Raw genomic sequence first — 20111 nt, forward strand, 5'->3', positions numbered from 1 at the left:
CCGCGCCGCCACGGGTTCTAAGAGTTTCAAGGCTCCAGCCCGCATCCAAAAAGCGCTGGCAGCTATGTTTTCGATAGTTATCAGGCAGTCCTGAGCCGCCTACAATTTGCCCCATGCAAGACCATTACACGCATTCGGAGGTCGAGGCTGCCGCGCAGGCCCAGTGGCGCGCGGCCGACGCCTACCGCGTCGGCGAGGACGCGGCCAAGCCCAAGTACTACGCCTGCTCCATGCTGCCCTACCCCAGCGGCAAGCTGCACATGGGCCACGTGCGCAACTACACCATCAACGACATGCTCACGCGCCAGCTGCGCATGAAGGGCTACAACGTGCTCATGCCCATGGGCTGGGACGCCTTCGGCCTGCCGGCCGAGAACGCCGCGCTGAAGAACAAGGTGCCGCCGGCCAAGTGGACCTACGACAACATCGCCTACATGAAGGGCCAGATGCAGGCCATGGGCCTGGCCATCGACTGGAGCCGCGAGGTGGCCACCTGCGACGCCAGCTACTACAAATGGAACCAGTGGCTGTTTTTGAAGATGCTGGAAAAGGGCATCGCCTACCGCAAGACCCAGGTCGTCAACTGGGACCCGGTGGACCAGACCGTACTGGCCAACGAGCAGGTCATCGACGGCAAGGGCTGGCGCACCGGCGCGGTGGTTGAAAAGCGCGAGATCCCGGGCTACTACCTCAAGATCACCGACTACGCGCAGGAGCTGCTCGACCACGTGCAGATCGGCAACCCCAAGGCCACGCTCACCGGCTGGCCCGACCGCGTGCGCCTGATGCAGGAAAACTGGATCGGCAAGAGCGAGGGCGTGCGCTTTGCCTTCACGCACGGCATCCGCGGCGCGGACGGCCAGCCCATCGGCGGCGGGCGCATGTACGTGTTCACCACGCGCGCCGACACCATCATGGGCGTGACCTTCTGCGCCGTGGCGCCCGAACACCCGCTGGCCGCGCACGCCGCCCAGGGCAACCCGCGGCTGGCCGCCTTCATCGAGCAGTGCAAGCAGGGCGGCACCACCGAGGCCGAGCTGGCCGCCAAGGACAAGGAAGGCCTGCCCACGGGCCTCACGGTGACCCACCCGCTGACGGGCGAGGAGGTGCCGCTGTGGGTGGGCAACTACGTGCTGATGAGCTACGGCGACGGCGCCGTGATGGGCGTGCCCGCGCACGACGAGCGCGACTTCGCCTTCGCGCTCAAGTACGGCCTGCCCATCCAGCAGGTGGTGGACGTGGACGAGCAGGAGTTTGACGACACGCGCTGGCAGGACTGGTACGCCGACAAGCAGCGCGGCGTCGCCATCAACTCCGACGTCTTCAGCGGCCTTGAATACCAGGACGCGGTCGACGCCGTGGCCGAGGCGCTGGAGCAAAAGGGCCTGGGCGAGAAGAAGGTGACCTGGCGCCTGCGCGACTGGGGCATCTCGCGCCAGCGCTACTGGGGCACGCCCATTCCCATCATCCACTGCGCCGATTGCGGGGCGGTGCCCGTGCCCGAGCAGGACCTGCCCGTGGTGCTGCCGCAGGACCTGGTGCCCGACGGCAGCGGCAACCCCCTGAACAAGTGCGAAGCCTTCCTGAAGGTCAACTGCCCCTGCTGCGGCAAGCCGGCACGGCGCGAGACCGACACCATGGACACCTTCGTGGACAGTTCGTGGTACTTCATGCGCTACTGCGACCCGGCCAACAGCCAGGCCATGGTGGCCGGCGGCACGCGCCACTGGATGCCGATGGACCAGTACATCGGCGGCATCGAGCACGCCATCCTGCACCTGCTGTACGCGCGCTTCTGGACCAAGGTGATGCGCGACCTGGGCTTGGTGCAGGTCGACGAGCCCTTCACGCGCTTGCTCACGCAGGGCATGGTGCTCAACCACATCTACAGCCGCCGCACCGCCAAGGGCGGCAAGGACTACTTCTGGCCGCAGGACGTGGAAAACGTGCTGGACGAGGGCGGCAAGATCGTCGGCGCGCAGCTGAAGAACCCGGCCGACAGCGGCGACGGCCTGTTGCCCGTGGGCACGTCCATCGACTACGAGGGCGTGGGCACCATGTCCAAGTCCAAGAACAACGGGGTCGACCCGCAGGCGCTGATCGAGAAGTACGGCGCCGACACCGCGCGCCTGTACACCATGTTCACCTCGCCACCCGAGCTGACGCTGGAGTGGAACGACGCCGCCGTCGAGGGCAGCTACCGCTTCCTGCGCCGGGTGTGGAACTTCGGCGTCAAGCTGAATGCTATTCAAAACATAGCTGCCAGCGCGCAATCCATGGCGGCCAATGGCCAAAAAGGCCTTGAACTGGGCAAGGCCGCCAAGGCGCTGCGCCACGAGATCCACACCGTGCTCGGCCAGGTCGAGCACGACTACCAGCGCCTGCAATACAACACCGTGGTGTCGGGCGCGATGAAGATGCTCAATGCCTTGGAGGGCTTCAAGGGCGACGGCTCGCCCGGCGACACTGCCGCGCTGGCCGAGGGCTTTTCCATCCTGCTGCGCGTGCTCTACCCCGTCACCCCGCACATCGCGCACCAGCTGTGGCAGCAGCTGGGCTTTGCCGCGCTGCAGGGCGAGGTGCTGGACGCGCCCTGGCCCCGGGTCGATGCCCAGGCGCTGGAGCAGGACGAGATCGAGCTGGTGCTGCAGGTCGGCGGCAAGCTGCGCGGCGCCATCCGCGTGCCCGCCGGCGCCTCGCGCGAGACCATCGAGCAGGCCGCGCTGGCCAGCGAGGCCTTCGCCAAGTTCGGCGCCGGCGCCGCGGTGCGCAAGGTGGTCATCGTGCCCGGGCGGCTGGTCAACATCGTCGTCGGCTAGGGTCTGTTAACGCCATGCCTCAACGCCGCGCCCTGCTGCTGGCCGCCCCGCTGGCCCTGGCCAGCTGCGGCTTTGCGCTGCGCCAGGCGCCCACGTTCGGCTTTCACAGCATCTACCTGGCGCTGCCGGCCGGCGCCGGCCTGGGGCTGGAGCTGCGCCGCCAGCTCGAGGGCACGGGGCAGATCCAGGTCATCACCGACGCGGCGCAGAAAGCCCGCGCCGACGTGGTGCTGGAGAGCAAGGGCGAGCAGCGCGAGCGCGCCGTGGTCAGCCTGACGGCCACCGGCGCGGTGCGCGAATTCCAGCTGCGCATCCGCTTCGCCTTCAAGGTGCTCACCCCCGCCGGGCGCGAGCTGCTGCCGCAAGCCGAAATCCTGCGCGAGATCGACCAGAGCTACAGCGAATCGGCCGCGCTGTCGAAGGAGCAGGAGGCGCTGATGCTCTACCAGAACATGCAAAGCGATATCGTGCAACAGGTGATGCGGCGGCTGGCGACGGTCAAGCTCTGACATGCAGCTAACCCTCGCTCAACTGCCGGCGCAGCTGCAAAAAGGCCTGCGCCCGCTGTACGTGCTGCACGGCGACGAGGCGCTGTTGCAGCAGGAGGCGGCCGACGCCATCCGCGCGGCGGCGCGCGCCCAGGGCTACACCGAGCGCAGCAGCTTCACCGTGGCAGGCGCCAATTACGACTGGAGCGCCGTGCTGGCGGCCGGCGGCTCCTTGAGCCTGTTTGCCGACCGGCAGATCGTCGAGATCCGCGTGCCCTCGGGCAAGCCGGGCAAGGACGGCAGCACCGCGCTGCAGCAGATCGCCCAGCAGGCGGCGGGCAACGACGCGGTGCTGACGCTCGTCATGCTGCCGCGGCTGGACAAGGCCACGCGCACGTCGGCCTGGTTCACCGCGCTGGAGGGCGCTGGCGTGGCGATCCAGATCGACACCGTCGAGCGCGCGCAGCTGCCCGCCTGGATCGCCCAGCGCCTGGCCGCGCAGGGCCAGCGCGTGCAGGCGGGCGAGGCGGGCCAGCGCACGCTGCAGTTCTTTGCCGACCAGGTGGAGGGCAACCTGCTGGCCGCGCACCAGGAGATCAGCAAGCTGGGCCTGCTGCACCCCGCCGGCGAGCTGACGCTGGAGCAGGTGGAGGCCGCCGTCGCCAACGTGGCGCGCTACGACGTGTTCAAGCTGTCCGAGGCCGTGCTGGCCGGCCGGCGCGAGCGCGTGCAGCGCATGATCGACGGCCTGCAGGCCGAGGGCGAGGCGCCCGTGCTGGTGCACTACGCGCTGGCCGAGGACATCCGCGCGCTCAAGCGCATCCAGGACGCCATGGCCGCCGGCAAGCCGCTGCCGCTGGCGCTGCGCAGCGAGCGCGTGTGGGGCCTGCGCGAGCGCCTGTTCGAGCGCGTGCTGCCGCGCCTGGCCGAGCGTCAGCTGGACGCCCTGCTGGAAGCCGCCTGGCGCGTGGACGGCATCGTCAAGGGCCTGCAGCACCCCGGCTGGCCCACCGACCCCTGGCAGGCGCTGCACCGGCTGGCGCAAAGTCTGACCGGCGCCTGCGCGCTGAGATCGTGAACAGGCTCTGAGCGCCCGAAAGTCAAAAACCCCGCCGGCACGGGCGTGCCAGCGGGGTTGGGGCAACAGCATCTCCGGCCCGCAGGCCGGAGTGCGGCATCAGGCGGCTTCGCCGACGGCCAGGTGAAAGCCGTTGGCCAGCGCCTGGCGCGTGGCCTCGCGCACTTCGGCGCGCGTCACGGTGCTGGTGGGCTCGGGCGTGGCCTGGGCGCTCATCTCGCCAGCGGCCGGCAGCTGGCGCGCGGCGTCGGCGCGCACGTCCTGGCGTTGCAGCGAGCTGTTCAGCACCACGGCCTGGCCGGCAAACGGCGCTTCACCGGCGGCCGGCTGCAGCGAGCCGGCAAAGGCGCTGCCCGACAGCAGCAGGACGGCGGCGGCGATGGAGGCGTTGAGTTTTTTCACGATGCATTCCTTCATATCGGTACGTTGATCCCGCGGCCGACCGGCCGTGCGGGGCTCGAAGGTGTGTGTTGCGGCCTTCGATGGAACGTAGTTTGTGCCGATCGCGGTGTTTAAAAAAGCCCTTCGGAACGATTTCACTTGTTCCATATCGGAAATAATGTCGCCATGGACTCCCTCGACCTCATCCAGACCTTCCGCGAAGTCGCCCGGCGCGGCAGCTTCTCGGCCACGGCGCGCGCGCAGGGCGTGTCGCCGGCCAGCGTCAGCAAGTCGATCGCGCAGCTGGAGGCGCGCTTCGGCCTGCGCCTGTTCAACCGCACCACGCGCAAGGTGTCGCTGACCGACGCCGGGCAGCTGCTGTTCGAGCGCAGCGGCGCGCTGCTGGAGCTGATCGACCTGACCCAGGGCGAGCTGCACCAGCGCGCCACGCGCCCCAGCGGGCGGCTGCAGCTGACGGCCCCGCACGCGCTGATGCAGACCGACCTGCCGGCCCTGCTGGGCCAGTTCATGCTGCAGTACCCCGAGGTGACCCTGGACCTGCACGTGACCGACCGCGTGCTCAATCTGGTCGAGGAGGGAATCGACCTGGCGTTTCGCATCGGTCCGATCGACGACGCCAACCAGATCGTGCGGCGCCTGGTGCCGATCGACTTCGTGGCCGCCGCCGCGCCGGCGTACTGGCGCGCGCACGGCAAGCCCAGCCATCCGCGCGATCTGCTCACGCACGCGCAGCTGGCCCACAACCTGTACGGCGAGGCGCCGCGCTGGCAGTTCAGCGTGCAGGGCAAGCCGCTGGAGCTGGCGCTGCAGCCGCGCTTTGCCGCCACCAGCCAGACCCCCCTGATCGCCCTGGCGATGCAGGGCCTGGGCGTGATCTGGGGTGCGCGCCGCGCGCTGGCGCCGCACCTCGAGCGCGGCGAGCTGGAGAGCGCGCTGGAGGCGTTCTCACCCACCGACGTCTGGCTGCACGTGGTCTACATGCAGCGGCGCCACAACAGCGCGGCGCTGCGCGCGCTGCTGGCGCACCTGGAGGAATTCGCCCAGGCCTTCAGGCAGGCCGAGGCCGCCAAGCCGGCGCGTCATGCGATGGCCCCATCCAAGCGCCGACCGATAGCGTCGGCATGAATCCCGACGTCATCGATCGGAGTCATGCCCCAGCGCTGGGTTGTGGGCGCGCAGCCTTGCCTGGCTGGGCTAGGACCGGCGGCGGTGGAGCGCCGCGAGCGGCGGCTCAAGCCGGCGTTCGGGACGATCTTTTGGGACAATGGGCGCATGAACGCGCCCGATGTCTCCCTCACCATGCAAGCCCTGGGCCGCCAGGCCCGCGACGCCTCGCGCGCCATGGCGCGCGCGCCGGTGGCGGCGCGCAACCAGGCGCTGCGCGAGCTGGCGCGCCTGCTGCGCGCCAACGTCGAGCCCCTGCAGGCTGCCAACGCACGCGACCTGGCGCGCGCCGGCGAGCTGAGCGCGCCGATGCGCGACCGCCTCAAGCTCACGCCGCCCATCGTCGAGACCTGCGCCCAGAGCTGCGAGCAGCTGGCCGCCATGCCCGACCTCATCGGCGACATCGTGGGCCTCAGGCAGCAGCCCAGCGGCATCCGCGTGGGGCAGATGCGCGTGCCCATCGGCGTATTCGGCATGATCTACGAGAGCCGCCCCAACGTCACCATCGAGGCCGCCAGCCTGTCGATCAAGAGCGCCAACGCGGCCATCCTGCGCGGCGGCAGCGAGGCCATCGAGTCCAACACCGCGCTGGCCGCCCTGGTGCAGCAGGCGCTGGCGGCCGCCGGCCTGCCGCCCGCGGCGGTGCAGCTGGTGCCGACCACCGATCGCGCCGCCGTCGGCCTGCTGATCGCCATGCCCGAGTTCGTCGACGTGATCATCCCGCGCGGCGGCAAGGGCCTGATCGAGCGCATCAGCCGCGAGGCCAAGGTGCCCGTCATCAAGCACCTGGACGGCAACTGCCACACCTATGTGGACGAGCCGTGCGAGCTGGAGCTGGCCGTGAAGGTGGTGGACAACGCCAAGACGCAGAAGTACAGCCCCTGCAACGCCACCGAAAGCCTGCTGGTGGCGCGCGGCGTGGCACCGGCCTTCCTGCCGCGCATCGGCACCGCGTTCGCGGCCAAGGGCGTGGAGATGCGCTGCGACGCCGAGGCGCTGGCCATTCTCAAGCAAATGAGGCCGCTGGCCGGCGCCGACAAAGCCCAAGCAGCTATCGATATCGAAGCACTTTTGAAGCCGGCGCAGGAGTCCGACTGGTTCGAGGAATACCTGGCGCCCATCATCAGCATCAAGGTGGTGGCCGGCCTGGACGAGGCCATCGCCCACATCAACCGCTACGGCAGCCACCACACCGACGCCATCCTGACCACCGACCACCGCCACGCCCAGCGCTTTCTGCGCGAGGTGGATTCGGCCAGCGTCATGGTCAACGCCAGCACGCGCTTTGCCGACGGCTTCGAGTACGGCCTGGGCGCCGAGATCGGCATCAGCACCGACAAGTTCCACGCCCGCGGGCCGGTGGGCCTCGAGGGGCTGACCTCGCTGAAATGGGTGGTGCTGGGCGAGGGTGAAATCCGAAATTGAAAGCTCGGCCCCTTTACACTGCGGGAATTCCTGTGACGATGCGCCCATGGTTCCCCACCTCATCACCGCCCTGAATGGCCCCATCAACGAGCTGGAGCAGCGCCTGCTCGATGCCACGCCGGTGATCGAGCGCTGGTTTCGCCTGGAATGGATGGAGCACACGCCGCCGCTGTACTGCTCGGTGGACATCCGCAACGCCGGCTTCAAGCTGGCGCCGGTGGACACCAACCTGTACCCCGACGGCTGGCACAACCTGTCGCCCGACACGCTGCCGCTGGCGGTGCAGGCGGCGCAGGCGGCGATCGAGAAGATCTGCCCCGAGGCGCACAACCTGCTGATCGTGCCCGAGAGCGGCAAGCCGTCGAGCTTTTACCTGGCCAGCCTGGCGCGCCTGGCCGAGATCTTCGGCATGGCGGGGCTGAACGTGCGCCTGGGCTCGGTCGATCCGCTGCTCAAGCGCAGCACCACCATGACGCTGGCCGACGGCCAGAAGCTGACGCTGGAGCCGGCGCAGCGCCAGCGCTTTCGGCTGGGCCTGAAGCACTTCGACCCCTGCACCATCCTGCTCAACAACGACCTGCCCGACGGCGCGCCGGGCATCCTGGAAGACCTGCACGAGCAGTACCTGCTGCCGCCGCTGCAGGCCGGCTGGACGGTGCGGCGCAAGAGCCGGCACTTCCAGTGCTACGAGGACGTGAGCAAGCGCTTCGGCAAGCTGGTGGGCATCGACCCCTGGCTGATCAACCCGCTGTTCGCCACCTGCGGCGAGATCGACATCCACGAGGCCTACGGCGGCGAATGCCTGCGCACCCACGTGGACGCGCTGCTGACCAAGATCCGGCGCAAGTACAAGGAGTACGGCATCCCCGAGAAGCCCTTCGTCGTCGTCAAGGCCGACCACGGCCCGCGCGGCATGGGCATCATGACGGTGCGCGACGTGAAGGACCTGGCCGACATCGGCGCCAAGGCCGCGCTCCCGGCCGACGGCGGGCCCATGCCCACGGGCGAGGTCATCATCCAGGAGGGCGTGCTGACCGGCGAGCGCATTCACGACGCAGTGGCCGAGCCGGTGGTCTACATGATCGACCGCTACGTGGTGGGGGGCTTCTACCGCATCCACGCCGAGCGCGGCGGCGACGACAACCTGAACGCGCCGGGCGCGCGCTTCGTGCCCCTGCCCTTTGCCGGCAACGCCCACCTGCCGCGCCCCGGCGCCAAGGGCGAGGCGCGCGCGCCCAACCGCTTCTACATGTACGGCGTGATCGCCCGCCTGGCCATGGTGGCGGCCAGCTACGAGCTGGAAGCCACCGACCCCGAGTTGCTGGACGCGGCCTGACACCCCCGGCGCGCCGCCGCGATCGGCGCACCCCGAATCGCCCCCCTCTGTCCTTCCATCCATGGCCGAATCCAAGACCTCGCTGCCCACCTTGATGGTCGGCGCCATCGGCGTGGTGTTCGGCGACATCGGCACCAGCGTGCTGTACACCGTCAAGGAGGTCTTCGGCGCCGGCCACGTGCAGTTCACGTCCAACAACGTCTACGGCGTGCTGTCGCTGATCTTCTGGACGCTCACCATCATCGTCTCCATCAAGTACGTGGTGCTGGTGCTGCGCGCCGACAACAACGGCGAGGGCGGCCTGGTGGCCATGCTCACGCTGGCCTCCACCGCCGTGGCCGACCGGCCGGTGCTGCGGCGCGGCATGCTGGTGGTGGGCATCTTCGGCACCTGCCTGTTCTATGGCGACGGCGTGATCACGCCGGCCATCACCACGCTGGGCGCGATGGAGGGCCTGGAGGTGGTCTCGCCCAACTTCGCCGATTACGTGATCCCGCTCACGCTGGTCGTGCTGTTCGCGCTGTTCCTGGTGCAAAAGCATGGCACCGCCGGCATCGGCCGCTTCTTCGGGCCGGTGATGCTGCTGTGGTTTGCCGTCATCGCCGCGCTGGGCGTGCTGCAGATCGCCCGCAACCCCCGCATCCTGTGGGCCCTGTCGCCGCACTACGCGCTGGCCTTCGCGGCCCAGCACCCGGGCGTCACCTTCATCACCCTGGGCGCGGTGGTGCTGTGCGTCACCGGCTGCGAGGCGCTGTACGCGGACATGGGCCACTTCGGCAAGCGCCCCATCCGCCTGGCCTGGTTCACCATCGCCATGCCGGCGCTGGTGCTCAACTACTTCGGCCAGGGCGCGCTGCTGCTGGCCGAGGGCAGCGCGGCGGTCAAGAACCCGTTCTTCCACATGGCGCCCGACTGGGCCACGCTGCCGCTGGTGGGGCTGGCCACGGCCGCCGCCGTGATCGCCTCGCAGGCGCTGATCTCGGGCGCCTACAGCGTCACCAAGCAGGTCATCCAGCTGGGCTTTCTGCCGCACCTGACGATCCAGCACACCAGCGTGCGCGACACCGGGCAGATCTACATGCCGCTGGTCAACTGGGGCCTGTTCGTGATGATCGTGCTGGCCATCGGCATGTTCCGCTCGTCCAACAACCTGGCGGCCGCCTACGGCATCGCCGTGACCACCGACATGCTGATCACCACGGTGCTGACCTTCTTCGTGGTGCGCTACGCCTGGAAGTTCTCGCTGGCCCTGACGCTGGCGGCCACCGGCGTGTTTCTCACCGTCGACCTGCTGTTCTGGAGCTCCAACCTGCTCAAGCTGGTGCATGGCGGCTGGTTTCCGCTGGCCATCGCCGGCGCCATCTTTTTGCTGATGGTGACCTGGCGCGACGGGCGCGCGCTGCTGCACAGCGCGCTGCAGAACACGGCGCTGAACCTCACCGACTTCCTGGAGGCGCTGTTTGCCTCGCCGCCCTCGCGGGTGGCCGGCACGGCGGTGTTCCTGACCCCCGACCCCAGCGTCGTGCCCAACGCGCTGCTGCACAACCTCAAGCACAACAAGGTGCTGCACGAGCAGAACCTGTTCGTCACCGTGCGCCCGCACGAGATCCCGTGGATCGGCCTGGACAAGCGCCTGGAGGTGCAGTCGCTGGGCCACGACTGCTGGCAGATCGTGCTGCACTACGGCTTCAAGAACGACCCCGACCTGCCCAAGGCGCTGGGCCTGCTGGCCGGGCGCGGCGTCAAGCTGGACCCCATGAGCACCAGCTACTTCCTGTCGCGCCACATCGTCACGCCCACCCCCGGCGCCGGCCTGATGCCCTGGCGCGAGAAGCTGTTCGCCTACATGCACCACATCGCCACGGACGCATCCGAATACCTGAACCTGCCCAGCAACGCAGTCGTGGAATTGGGCGGCAAAGTCGAGATCTGACATGAGCGCCGCCTCCGCCCCAATCAGCCGCTCCAGCCTGGGCGCGCTGATGCTGGGGGCCGTGGGGGTGGTGTTCGGCGACATCGGCACCAGCCCGCTGTACGCCTTTCGCGAGGTGTTTGCCGACGGGCGTGTGCCGCTGTCGCCGCAGCACGTGATGAGCGCCACCTCGATGTTCATCTGGGCGCTGATCGTGGTGGTCGCCTTCAAGTACGTGGCCCTGGTCATGCGCGCCGACAACGACGGCGAGGGCGGCATGATGGCGCTGCTGGCGCTGGCCTCGCGCTCGGTGGGCGAGCGCCCCCGCCTGCGCGCCGGCATGCTGGCGGTGGGCGCGTTCGGCGTGGCGCTGTTCTTCGGCGACGGCGTGATCACGCCCGCCATCTCGGTGCTGTCGGCCGTCGAGGGCATGGAGGTGGCCGCCCCCGCGGCCAAGGCCGTCGTGCTGCCGATCACGCTGGTGGTGCTGGCCCTGCTGTTCGTGGTGCAGCGCCACGGCACCGAGCACATCGGGCGCTTCTTCGGCCCGGTGATGGTGCTGTGGTTCCTGGTGCTGGGCGCCGTGGGCGCGGCGCAGGTGCTGCGCCATCCGCAGGTGCTGGCGGCCGTCTCGCCGCACCACGCGCTGCGCTTCGTGTGGGAGCAGCCGCACCTGGCCTTCATCACGCTGGGCGCGGTGTTCCTGTGCCTGACCGGCGCCGAGGCGCTGTACGCCGACATGGGCCACTTCGGCAAGCGGCCCATCCGGCTGGCCTGGTTCATCCTGGTGATGCCGGCACTGATGCTCAACTACCTGGGCCAGGGCGCGCTGGTGCTCGCGCAGCCCAAGGCGGTCGAAAACCCGTTCTACCTGCTGGCGCCGCCCTGGGCGCTGGTGGGGCTGGTGGTGCTGGCCACCGCCGCCACGGTGATCGCCTCGCAGGCGCTGATCTCGGGCGCGTTCTCGGCCGCCAAGCAGTCGATGCAGCTGGACTTTCTGCCGCGCATGCGCATCGACCACACCTCCAGCGAGGAGATCGGGCAGATCTACATCCGCGCCGTCAACTGGCTGCTGCTGGGCGGCGTGGTGCTGACCGTGGGCGTGTTTCGCAGCTCGTCGGCCATGGCCGCGGCCTATGGCGTGTCGGTCAGCCTGCTGATGGTCATCACCACGGGCCTGACCTTCTTCGTGGTGCGCCACGGCTGGCACTACCCCCTGCCGCTGGCGCTGGCGGCCACCGGGGTGTTCCTGGCGGTCGACCTGGTGTTCTTCGGCTCCAACGCGCTCAAAATCGCCGACGGCGGCTGGTACCCACTGCTGATCGCGGGGCTGGTCTACACCGTGATGACCACCTGGCGGCGCGGGCGCGAGCTGATCCGCGCCAACAACCGCGACCACGCGGTGGAGCTGCCGCTGTTCCTGGACGCGGTCTTCGTGCACCCGCCGGCGCGGGTGGCCGGCACCGGGGTTTTTTTGTGCTCGGTGGCCGACATCACGCCCAACGCGCTGCTGCACAGCCTCAAGCACTACAAGGTGCTGCACCAGCGCAACCTGTTCGTCAACGTGCGCAACCACGAGGTGCCCTGGGTGCCGCCCGGGCAGCGCCTGGAGATCGCCGCGCTGGGCCACGACTGCTGGCGCATCACGCTGCACTACGGCTTCAAGGACTCGATCGACCTGCCCGCCGCGCTGCGCGGCGCCACCGCCCAGGTGGGGCCGATCGACCCCATGCTGACCAGCTACTTCCTGTCGGCCACCACCATCGTGCCGCAGCCGGGCGGCGGCATGGCGGTGTGGCGCGAAAAGCTCTACACCCGCCTGCAGCTCAACGCCAGCTCGATGGCCGAGTTTCTGCATCTGCCGATCAACTCGGTGGTGGAGCTCGGAACACAAATCGAGATTTGATGCCGAATCGGCCTGTCGCCCGCATCGGCATTGCGCAAACAGCTATTTAATTCATAGCAATAAGCTGGCCAGGCAGTCACTGGACGATGCCGCGCTGGCGCAACTGCGCGATCTGCGGCGCCGTCAGGCCCATCTCGCGCAGCACCGCATCGCTGTCCTCGCCCAGGTGCGGCGCGCTGCTGCGCACGCCGCCCGGCGTGGCCGACAGCTTGGGCACGATGCCGGGCACCGTCACGGTGTCGCCGTCGCGCGTGCGCTGCGCCAGCAGCATGCCGCGCGCCTGGTAGTGCGGGTCTTGGGCGATGTCGCGCGCGGTGTAGACCTTGCCGGCGGGCACGCGCGCGGCGGCCAGCGCGTCCAGCACCGCCTGCACCGTGCGCGGCTGCGTCCAGGCGCCGATGGCGGCGTCGATCTCGGCCACGCGCGCCACGCGGCCGGCGTTGCCGGCCAGGTCGGGCGCGTCGGCCAAATCGGGCCGGCCAATGGCGGCCATCAGCCGCTTGAAGATGCTGTCGCCGTTGCCCGCCACCAGCACCCAGCCGTCCTGGCACGGGTAGGCGTTGCTGGGCGCGATGCCGGGCAGCGCGCTGCCGCCGGGCTCGCGCACCACGCCGAAGGCGCTGTACTCGGGGATCAGGCTTTCCATGCAGTTGAACACCGCCTCGTGCAGCGCCACGTCGATCACCTGCCCCGCGCCGCCGTGCGCCGTGCGGTGGTGCAGCGCCAGCAGCACGCCGATGACGCCGTGCAGCGCCGCCAGCGTGTCGCCGATGGACACGCCCACGCGCACCGGCACGCGGCCCGGCTCGGCCGTCAGGTGCCGCAGGCCGCCCATGGCCTCGCCCACCACGCCAAAGCCCGGCAGGTCGCGGTACGGCCCGCTCTGGCCGTAGCCGGAGATGCGCAGGATGATGAGCCCGGGGTTGAGCGCGTGCAGCTGCTCGGGCGCCATGCCCCAGCCCTCCAGCGTGCCGGGGCGGAAGTTCTCGATCAGCACGTCGGCCTCGGCGATCAGCCGGCGCGCGATGTCCTGGCCCTCGGCCGCGCGCAGGTCCAGCGCCAGCGAGCGCTTGTTGCGCGACTGCACCTGCCACCACACCGAGGTGCCGTGCTGCAGCAGCCGCCAGCTGCGCAGCGGGTCGCCCGCGCCCGGCGGTTCGATCTTGATGACGTCAGCACCAAAGTCGCCCAGTGTCTTGCCGGCAAAGGGGCCAGCGATCAGCTGGCCCATCTCGATCACGCGCAGGCCGGCAAGGGGGGTGGCTGGACGGGTGCTCATGCGGGCATTGTGCATCCGGCCCCACTGAACAGCAGCGCGAAGACGCCGTCTGACAGAGCAGGCCCCGATGCTGATATGTACGTTGGCACGACGACACGACGTTGATGCATTCGTGTCAACGAATTGGAGATGGCACGTGAGCACTTCCGCAGCACAGATCAGCGCGTGGGGCAACGGCCTTACGCTGCGGCTCACCAAGCCGATGGCCAAGACCGCAGGCGTGGCCGATGGATCGCCCGTGCGTGTCACGGTCAAGCCTGGCCGCATCATCGTCGAGACCGAGACCGAGCCGACGCTGGAGCAGATGCTGGCGGCCTTCGATCCGAAGAAGCACGGCGGCGAAGCCATGGCCGGTGGCGCGGTGGGCGTGGAGGCGTTTGCCCATGGCGACGCGCAAGTCCGCGCTCTGGGTGCCCGAGCGGGCCGAGATCATCTTCATCCGGTACAACCCGGCGGTCGGTGAAGAAATGCTCGACGACCATCCGATGCCCATTGCAATCGCTGGGGGCACATTCGAGTCAAGCGTCGCCGGCCCCTTGCATCGGGCCTCCGGCCTCAAAACCCATCCACCGGCGCCCAGCCCACCATGTCCAGCTTGTCGTCCAGCAGCGCCACCCAGTCCAGCGTCTTGCTGCTGACCAGGGGCAGATAGCGCAGATCGGCCACCGCGTGGCCGGCGGCGCGGGCGGCATCCTGCAACGCCGCCGCAGCCTGGGGCTTGCGTGCGATCAGATCGGGCAATGGCTTGGCACGCGCGCGCATGGCCGGCAGCGAATCGGCCCAGGGCTGCCACCAGTCGGGCTGTGCCGCCAACGGCACGCCAGCCAGGCCCTGCTGCACGCTGCGAAACATCTCGTCGCTGTTGGCCGGCTTGCGCGTGCCGGCCTTCAAGACGCCAGCGAAGGGCAACTGGTTAAAGCCGGGCAATGCCTTGGGCAACCGGTCTTGCAAGACCTCGTTGGCCGTTACCACCGACAGCCGGTCCACCTCGAACACCAGCGCCACCGGCCGCGCCACCCACACGCTGTGCATGCCATAGGCCAGCGCCGCCAGCTGGATCAGGCCGATGAGCGAAAAGTCCAGCCAGCGCTCGCGCCGCGACTTGCCGGGGCTGGCCACGATCAAGGTCAGCAGCGGGCCGCACACCACATCGACAGCCAGCACCAGCAGGTAGATGTGGCCCACGTTCAGCAACTGCCGGTAGGGCGCGGCATACCACAGGCCGAACACCACGCCGGCCGAGGCCAGCGCGACCAGCAGGGAAAGAACCACGTGCCGCAGCGCATAGCGCGCGGCAAAACGCAAACGATGGGTCATGGGCACGGAGGATTTCGCTCTAATCACCTTCACCTCGCGCTTGCCTGTCCAATCGCACCAGCAATTCCTGCGCGTCCGCCGGCGCCAGTTTTTCCGTCACGATGTTCCATACGATGCCGTCATCCACCGTGGCATAGGCGTGAATCAACAGGTTGCGAAACCCGATGATCTTGCGATGCTCCCGGATACTCTCCGCCAATGCCACATCCTGGCGGCAATTGACTCAGGGCCTCGCCCATGATCTCGAACTGGCGCTCCACACCGGCACGCAGCAGTTCATCCGCCAGGTAGTCCGCGTAGGTTCGTCCGTCGACAAAGCGCTGCACCCGCTGCGCGGCCTCGACCACGTCAAATAGCCAGGCACGGGCATCAAGCCGCATAAACGTTGCGCTGCTCGCGGGCGATGGCCTGCAGAAAGTACGGATTGCGCACCGCGCCGCGCATCACCAGATCGACTGGATGGCCCACCACCGCTTGCAGACTGTCGCGCAGGCCAAAGTACCGGTCGGCAGCCCCCTCCGGTGAGGCATCGGAAAACTCGACGAGAAAATCCACGTCGCTGCGCCGGTGGTCGAAATCCGCGCGCACCGAGGAGCCGAACACGTCAAGTCGGCGCACCCGATAGCGTCGGCACGATTCGGCGATGCGCCCACGCAAGGCATCGAACTCGAAGGACATGCTGCTCATTGTAGGGACGGTCGCTTCCGGTGCACACCCAGCGCATGGCGCATGCATCCGGCACCTCGGGGCCATCCGTGATCAAACGGCCCCGGTCCGTTCAGCCTTGAATCAAAACCCGTCCACCGGAGCGCAGCTCAATGTGATCTGACCCCAATTTTCCCTTGGGCCTTGGTGAGCTTTTCAGTTTTCATGGCTTGCTGACCCCCCAGTAAAACGCGATCCACATCCGCGAAAAAATCTTCCAGCAATTGCTGGGCGCCCTTGAACTCACAGGGCGCGCTCTTGTCCGACGCGTGCCGATGCTTGTGGCATACGCCGAAAACCGATTCGTTCAGATCGAGCAACGCATCCATGGCGACATCGCGCTTCATACTTGCTTTTATCGGTGCTTAAGGCAGAGGCAATGCATGCAATTCGGGATAGCGATCGGCGACAAATCGAATTTGCTGCTTCAATTCACCGTACGCCTTTTCTCCCCATTGGCGTCGCATCACCTGAATTTGTCGTGCTGCTTCTTGCTGCTCGCCGTTTAAGGCCAGCGCCAACGCATAGCGGTACTGGGTAGCCGACCATGGGTAGTGCAGTGCCGCCGCTTTGACGACCCGCATATCCGCAGGCGACATATGTGGCGTCGGCACAATCCGGGCGTCGTCGAGCAGCAGACCGAGTTGATCGAACAGGACAACCGGTGGCCGCTGATGGTTCGGCGGTGTTGTGCCAATCCGCAAGGATTCGAAGCGCGCGATGCGGAAGTCTTCCTCGATCTGCAGATACTCGACCGCTGACCAACTCAATACCACGGTCAGCAGCGCCAGCGCCGCCACAACCGCCCCAGCCGGGAACCGCCACAGCGGCCGCAGCCCAAGCGCGGCTTCCGTCGCCCCGATGGCGAACATGGCTGGTGCCAGGAAATAGGCATAGGCAAAGGGATACTCCAGCATCGAATGTACCGCCAAGGGCAGAGCCACCGCCAAACCGTACCACGGCACCAGATCGTTGGTCGCACGCACTCGGCGCCACAGCCAGACGCCGACCAGCGCCACCAGCAGCGCGGTCAGTGGCAGGCCCCACCAAAGGGCCGCATCCAGCAACAGGTTGTGGCTGTATGTAAGTGGCGCGCTGACTGCATAGCGATCGGCCACTGCGTTGTGCGCCTGCGCCGTTGCATGGATGCCCCAGCCGAGCCAAGGCTTGATCGCGATCGCATCCAGCAACTGCGACCAAAGTTCCAAGCGCAGGCTGGAGGTGGTGTTGAGCGTGGCCTCATCATCCAGCAACAGCGTGTTCAGCAACGGTGGCCAAGCCAGAAACAGCGCCAGCGCGACAGCGGCACAACCAATGCCCACCCAAACCGGCGGCGCGCAGCCGATGCGGCGCCGCTTCAACAGCCACCAGCCGAGCAGCAGCAGCAGGGACAGCATCCCGGTGCGTGACTCGGCTACAGCAAGCCCGGCGTAGAGAACCAGCAGCAGCAGGCTGCAGGCAAGGCCTCCGAGCCGCTGCGACTGATACAGAAACACCACGCTGGCCACGCCCATGACCAGGAGGGTGGCCAGATGATTGGGCTGCGCGAGGTTGGCACCGGGCCGACGCCACCCCCAGGTGCGCAGGATCCATTCGGATGATTCCCACAACCCGAAGAGCTGTGCATAGGCAATCACGGTGGAAATCACCCCAGCGGCCAGCAGGATGAATGCCAGCCCGCGCAAGGAAAAGGCGGCGCCGGAAGGTGCACTGCCCAATCGTTCGCGCGCCGTCGCCGAATAGCCAAGGACAAGGGCAACGATGCACAGGGCCAGGTACAACCAAAACACCAGCACGTCACCCAAAAAATGCAGTTCACCGCCCGCCTTCTGCGCTGCAGCGATCAGGGCAAGCGCGACAAACGGCAGTGTGGCCGGCGGAAACGCGATATCGCTAACGTCGGCGACACGGCGCGACCGCGCCAGCCCGAGCCAGGCAAAAACGAGCACGGCCAGAAACGCCATCGCCTCCGAATGCCAGCTGGCCCAAGGCAGGGTGTGGTTGGGCATCAGCCAGCTCAGGAGCGAGGTCCCGGCGGCCAGCAAGAAGAGGAAGCCATGCATCAATAAAAAACGCTCCTTGCGGAGCGTTTTCAGGCCATTGAATCTCGCTTAGCCGCGGCAGGAACCAGGCAGAAACTTCCCGGCAATGCCGCCCGAACTAGCAGGGCCACATACCCATTTGAAAACGGACTTCCCGAAATCGGTGGAACCACCCATTTTGTTTGTATCATCTTTGTACGGCGTCAGCGTGATTGCCTTGCTGTCGATTTGCGTATCGCCGACATTCTGAGCCGTTACCGTCACGACACCCTTGTCATCGGTCTCAATGGATTTGACGTATTTGGACGAGCCATTGGCTCCGCTGGCCTCGCAGCCCCAGTTGTTTGCACCGACAGTGGCACCGCTGGTTGCACTTTGATAGACCTCGGTGATGGTCGTGCGGCAAGCCGAGGCTGCCAGCACCACTTCCGACACCTTAGCGCGCTTGGTGTAGTCCTGATACGCCGGCAGCGCCACGGCCGCCAGGATACCAATGATGGCCACCACGATCATCAATTCGATCAGGGTGAAGCCTTGCTGGAGTTTTTTCATTTCGATTTCCTCTTTCGGTTGAAAAATGGAGGGGACCTTGGGAGACACTCGTTGACGTGCGTCGCCGCACGCCTTGTGTGATGCAGGGGGCGTGCCAAGCCGCAGCCAGGCGTGCATTCGTGGCAAACCGCACAGATTGGCGAGGTCACCGGGACGGTGAACGCCATCTCACGCCCCGGCGGGACGGCAACGGGCGTCCCGCTCAGGCGCTTGGGATGGAGGCGAATGTCCGGCCGGACGGCCTGGCCTTCTAGAATCGGGCCGGCAATGAAAGGACCAAGCGCGTGAACTCGATCAGCCTGGACGCCGTGGCGGCCCTGACCGGCATCGGCCGCAGCACCCTGTGGCGCAAGGTGGCCGACGGCGCCCTGGCCAAGGGCGAGAAGGACGCGCGCGGGCGTGCCACGCTGGCGCTGGCGGACGTGCTGGGGCTGATTCGCGACGGCACGGGCGTGCCCTTCGACGCCGAGGACGTGGCCATACTGCTGCAGGCCGATGCCGGCGACGCGCAGGCGCAGGCCGACATCGGCGCGCTGCTGCAAGTGCGCGGCGGCGGCGCGGCCGCGCGGTACTGGCTGCAGGCCGCCGCCGAGCAGGGCAGCGCCGAGGCCATGCACTGGCTGGGCACGGCCCAGGCGGCGGGCGGCAGCGAGCAGGACCGGCAGATGGCGGTGATGTGGATCGCCAAGGCGGCGGCGCTGGGCCACCCGATCGCCCGGCAGCAGCTGCAGGGCCTGCTGCAGGGCGTGGCGGCCGGGGCTGCCGATGCGGGCGCGCGGCCGGCGCCCTGAAATCGACTGCACAATCAAGGCATGTCCACACACACCCAGCTTGACGAACGCACCCGCGCCCTGCACCGACTGGCAGCCGCGCGCGTGCGAGCCAATCCGGCCTTGTTCGAGCACGTGCGGGCCAATCTGACGCGCTGGCAGCACAACGCCTGCCCGCAGGTGCAGCCCTATGTGCACGAATGGCAAGCCTTGGCCGAACAGGGCATGTCTGCCTGCCTGGCGGTGGCCGAGGAAGATTCACCACGTGCCGCCGCGTTGCGCCAGGCATCGCCCTTTGCGGGCGTTTTGAGCAACGCCGAGCGCCTGGCGTTTTTGAAGGCCTGGCGCGCGAGGCAGGGCGATGCGGCGCGCTGAGTTGGAGCATCTGATTCGCGCGGCAGCGGCTGTCACCAACGAATACGAGATCGTGGTGATTGGCAGCCAGTCCATTTTGGCCAGCGTGCCAGCACCGCCACCTGAGCTGATGCAGTCGATGGAGGCTGACTGCTACCCGATGCGGCACCCCGAGTTGGCGGATTTGATCGATGGCGCCATTGGCGAGTTGTCGCCGTTTCATGAGCGCTTCGGGTATTACGCCCAAGGCGTGGGGCCCGAGACGGCGGTGCTGCCGGACGGCTGGCAAGAGCGCTTGGTGAAGTTGCAGAACGAGCAAACCGATTTGAAGCTGGGATGGTGCCTGGAACCGCATGACTTGGCTGCTGCCAAGCTGGTGGCCGGTCGCGACAAGGACGGGCCTTTCGTGGCGACGATGCTGCGCCACGGCATCATCTCGGCGGACACCCTGGCCGCCCGCATCGATGCGCTGCCCGTTGACGAGGCGCGCAAGGCGCGGCTGCAACAGCAAGCGCGGCGATTGGCGCAAGCCTGATCGACGCGCGCGGTCGGTGCAAGCAGC

Annotated in this window: 19 protein-coding genes and 1 pseudogene; 12 read left to right on the plus strand and 8 right to left on the minus strand. The window is 67.8% G+C overall.

Features of this window, described 5'->3' with window-relative positions; genetic code table 11:
- The first annotated feature begins 113 nt into the window (after positions 1-113).
- Genes H6927_01405 through H6927_01415 form a run of 3 tightly spaced genes read left to right on the plus strand, consistent with a single transcriptional unit; the run spans position 114 to position 4385 of the window.
- Positions 114-2819 (plus strand): leucine--tRNA ligase, encoded by a 2706-nt coding sequence (locus H6927_01405; GenBank protein ID MCP5216757.1) that lies wholly within the window; start codon positions 114-116, stop codon positions 2817-2819.
- A gap of 14 nt (positions 2820-2833) precedes the next feature.
- Positions 2834-3328, plus strand: a complete 495-nt coding sequence (locus H6927_01410) for a hypothetical protein (protein ID MCP5216758.1) — start codon at positions 2834-2836, stop codon at positions 3326-3328.
- A gap of 1 nt (position 3329) precedes the next feature.
- Entirely contained in the window at positions 3330-4385 is a 1056-nt protein-coding gene (locus tag H6927_01415; protein ID MCP5216759.1) for a DNA polymerase III subunit delta, read from the plus strand.
- A 99-nt stretch (positions 4386-4484) separates the two neighbouring features.
- Here H6927_01415 and H6927_01420 read toward each other — a convergent pair whose 3' ends face one another.
- Positions 4485-4787: a hypothetical protein gene (locus H6927_01420; GenBank protein ID MCP5216760.1), complete on the minus strand. Its 303-nt coding sequence runs from the start codon at positions 4785-4787 to the stop codon at positions 4485-4487.
- A gap of 165 nt (positions 4788-4952) precedes the next feature.
- Between H6927_01420 and H6927_01425 the strand changes: the two genes are divergently transcribed.
- The 5 genes from H6927_01425 (at position 4953) to H6927_01445 (ending at position 12530) form a co-directional block, all read left to right on the plus strand.
- Complete coding sequence (locus H6927_01425; GenBank protein ID MCP5216761.1) at positions 4953-5912, plus strand: LysR family transcriptional regulator; 960 nt, start codon at positions 4953-4955, stop codon at positions 5910-5912.
- A 24-nt stretch (positions 5913-5936) separates the two neighbouring features.
- A complete protein-coding gene (locus H6927_01430) occupies positions 5937-7376 on the plus strand; it encodes a glutamate-5-semialdehyde dehydrogenase (GenBank protein MCP5216762.1) in 1440 nt (479 codons plus the stop codon).
- Positions 7377-7422: 46 nt separating this feature from the next.
- Positions 7423-8712 (plus strand): glutamate--cysteine ligase, encoded by a 1290-nt coding sequence (gene gshA / locus H6927_01435; GenBank protein MCP5216763.1) that lies wholly within the window; start codon positions 7423-7425, stop codon positions 8710-8712.
- A gap of 61 nt (positions 8713-8773) precedes the next feature.
- Positions 8774-10645, plus strand: a complete 1872-nt coding sequence (locus H6927_01440; GenBank protein ID MCP5216764.1) for a potassium transporter Kup — start codon at positions 8774-8776, stop codon at positions 10643-10645.
- Between the two features lies 1 nt (position 10646).
- Complete coding sequence (locus tag H6927_01445) at positions 10647-12530, plus strand: potassium transporter Kup (GenBank protein MCP5216765.1); 1884 nt, start codon at positions 10647-10649, stop codon at positions 12528-12530.
- A gap of 76 nt (positions 12531-12606) precedes the next feature.
- Here H6927_01445 and H6927_01450 read toward each other — a convergent pair whose 3' ends face one another.
- The gene (locus tag H6927_01450) at positions 12607-13824 is read right to left on the minus strand and encodes a CoA transferase (GenBank protein MCP5216766.1); all 1218 of its coding nucleotides are present in this window, start codon (positions 13822-13824) and stop codon (positions 12607-12609) included.
- Positions 13825-13945: 121 nt separating this feature from the next.
- Between H6927_01450 and H6927_01455 the strand changes: the two genes are divergently transcribed.
- Complete coding sequence (locus tag H6927_01455; GenBank protein MCP5216767.1) at positions 13946-14272, plus strand: PbsX family transcriptional regulator; 327 nt, start codon at positions 13946-13948, stop codon at positions 14270-14272.
- 92 nt (positions 14273-14364) lie between these two features.
- Here H6927_01455 and H6927_01460 read toward each other — a convergent pair whose 3' ends face one another.
- From H6927_01460 to H6927_01485, 6 genes and pseudogenes are all read right to left on the minus strand, one after another.
- Positions 14365-15126, minus strand: a complete 762-nt coding sequence (locus H6927_01460) for a hypothetical protein (protein ID MCP5216768.1) — start codon at positions 15124-15126, stop codon at positions 14365-14367.
- A 19-nt stretch (positions 15127-15145) separates the two neighbouring features.
- Positions 15146-15506: pseudogene (locus H6927_01465) on the minus strand (DUF86 domain-containing protein).
- Complete coding sequence (locus H6927_01470; protein MCP5216769.1) at positions 15496-15804, minus strand: nucleotidyltransferase domain-containing protein; 309 nt, start codon at positions 15802-15804, stop codon at positions 15496-15498. The pseudogene H6927_01465 and the gene H6927_01470 overlap by 11 nt, the downstream one beginning before the upstream one ends.
- A gap of 137 nt (positions 15805-15941) precedes the next feature.
- Positions 15942-16178 (minus strand): hypothetical protein, encoded by a 237-nt coding sequence (locus tag H6927_01475; protein MCP5216770.1) that lies wholly within the window; start codon positions 16176-16178, stop codon positions 15942-15944.
- An 18-nt stretch (positions 16179-16196) separates the two neighbouring features.
- Positions 16197-17894, minus strand: a complete 1698-nt coding sequence (locus H6927_01480) for an O-antigen ligase C-terminal domain-containing protein (protein ID MCP5216771.1) — start codon at positions 17892-17894, stop codon at positions 16197-16199.
- Between the two features lie 48 nt (positions 17895-17942).
- Positions 17943-18425, minus strand: a complete 483-nt coding sequence (locus tag H6927_01485) for a pilin (protein ID MCP5216772.1) — start codon at positions 18423-18425, stop codon at positions 17943-17945.
- A 284-nt stretch (positions 18426-18709) separates the two neighbouring features.
- On the opposite strand from H6927_01485, the gene H6927_01490 reads away from it, so the two are divergent.
- The 3 genes from H6927_01490 to H6927_01500 are packed head-to-tail and all read left to right on the plus strand — an operon-like array spanning position 18710 to position 20084.
- Positions 18710-19216, plus strand: a complete 507-nt coding sequence (locus tag H6927_01490) for a hypothetical protein (protein ID MCP5216773.1) — start codon at positions 18710-18712, stop codon at positions 19214-19216.
- 21 nt (positions 19217-19237) lie between these two features.
- Positions 19238-19570, plus strand: a complete 333-nt coding sequence (locus H6927_01495; protein ID MCP5216774.1) for a hypothetical protein — start codon at positions 19238-19240, stop codon at positions 19568-19570.
- Entirely contained in the window at positions 19557-20084 is a 528-nt protein-coding gene (locus tag H6927_01500) for a hypothetical protein (protein MCP5216775.1), read from the plus strand. Before H6927_01495 ends, H6927_01500 begins: the two co-directional genes overlap by 14 nt.
- Positions 20085-20111: the final 27 nt, after the last annotated feature.

Source organism: Burkholderiaceae bacterium, from assembly GCA_024235995.1.
Taxonomy (GTDB): domain Bacteria; phylum Pseudomonadota; class Gammaproteobacteria; order Burkholderiales; family Burkholderiaceae_C; genus Ottowia.

What these genes read in the sequence shown, in the direction of transcription:
- H6927_01405 (MCP5216757.1), top strand. Translation starts at nt 114, where the DNA reads ATGCAAGACCATTACACGCATTCGGAGGTCGAGGCTGCCGCGCAGGCC.
- H6927_01410 (MCP5216758.1), top strand. Translation starts at nt 2,834, where the DNA reads ATGCCTCAACGCCGCGCCCTGCTGCTGGCCGCCCCGCTGGCCCTGGCC.
- H6927_01415 (MCP5216759.1), top strand. Translation starts at nt 3,330, where the DNA reads ATGCAGCTAACCCTCGCTCAACTGCCGGCGCAGCTGCAAAAAGGCCTG.
- H6927_01425 (MCP5216761.1), top strand. Translation starts at nt 4,953, where the DNA reads ATGGACTCCCTCGACCTCATCCAGACCTTCCGCGAAGTCGCCCGGCGC.
- H6927_01430 (MCP5216762.1), top strand. Translation starts at nt 5,937, where the DNA reads ATGCCCCAGCGCTGGGTTGTGGGCGCGCAGCCTTGCCTGGCTGGGCTA.
- gshA (MCP5216763.1), top strand. Translation starts at nt 7,423, where the DNA reads ATGGTTCCCCACCTCATCACCGCCCTGAATGGCCCCATCAACGAGCTG.
- H6927_01440 (MCP5216764.1), top strand. Translation starts at nt 8,774, where the DNA reads ATGGCCGAATCCAAGACCTCGCTGCCCACCTTGATGGTCGGCGCCATC.
- H6927_01445 (MCP5216765.1), top strand. Translation starts at nt 10,647, where the DNA reads ATGAGCGCCGCCTCCGCCCCAATCAGCCGCTCCAGCCTGGGCGCGCTG.
- H6927_01450 (MCP5216766.1), bottom strand. Translation starts at nt 13,824, where the DNA reads ATGCACAATGCCCGCATGAGCACCCGTCCAGCCACCCCCCTTGCCGGC.
- H6927_01460 (MCP5216768.1), bottom strand. Translation starts at nt 15,126, where the DNA reads ATGACCCATCGTTTGCGTTTTGCCGCGCGCTATGCGCTGCGGCACGTG.
- H6927_01470 (MCP5216769.1), bottom strand. Translation starts at nt 15,804, where the DNA reads ATGTCCTTCGAGTTCGATGCCTTGCGTGGGCGCATCGCCGAATCGTGC.
- H6927_01475 (MCP5216770.1), bottom strand. Translation starts at nt 16,178, where the DNA reads ATGAAGCGCGATGTCGCCATGGATGCGTTGCTCGATCTGAACGAATCG.
- H6927_01480 (MCP5216771.1), bottom strand. Translation starts at nt 17,894, where the DNA reads ATGCATGGCTTCCTCTTCTTGCTGGCCGCCGGGACCTCGCTCCTGAGC.
- H6927_01485 (MCP5216772.1), bottom strand. Translation starts at nt 18,425, where the DNA reads ATGAAAAAACTCCAGCAAGGCTTCACCCTGATCGAATTGATGATCGTG.
- H6927_01495 (MCP5216774.1), top strand. Translation starts at nt 19,238, where the DNA reads ATGTCCACACACACCCAGCTTGACGAACGCACCCGCGCCCTGCACCGA.
- H6927_01500 (MCP5216775.1), top strand. Translation starts at nt 19,557, where the DNA reads ATGCGGCGCGCTGAGTTGGAGCATCTGATTCGCGCGGCAGCGGCTGTC.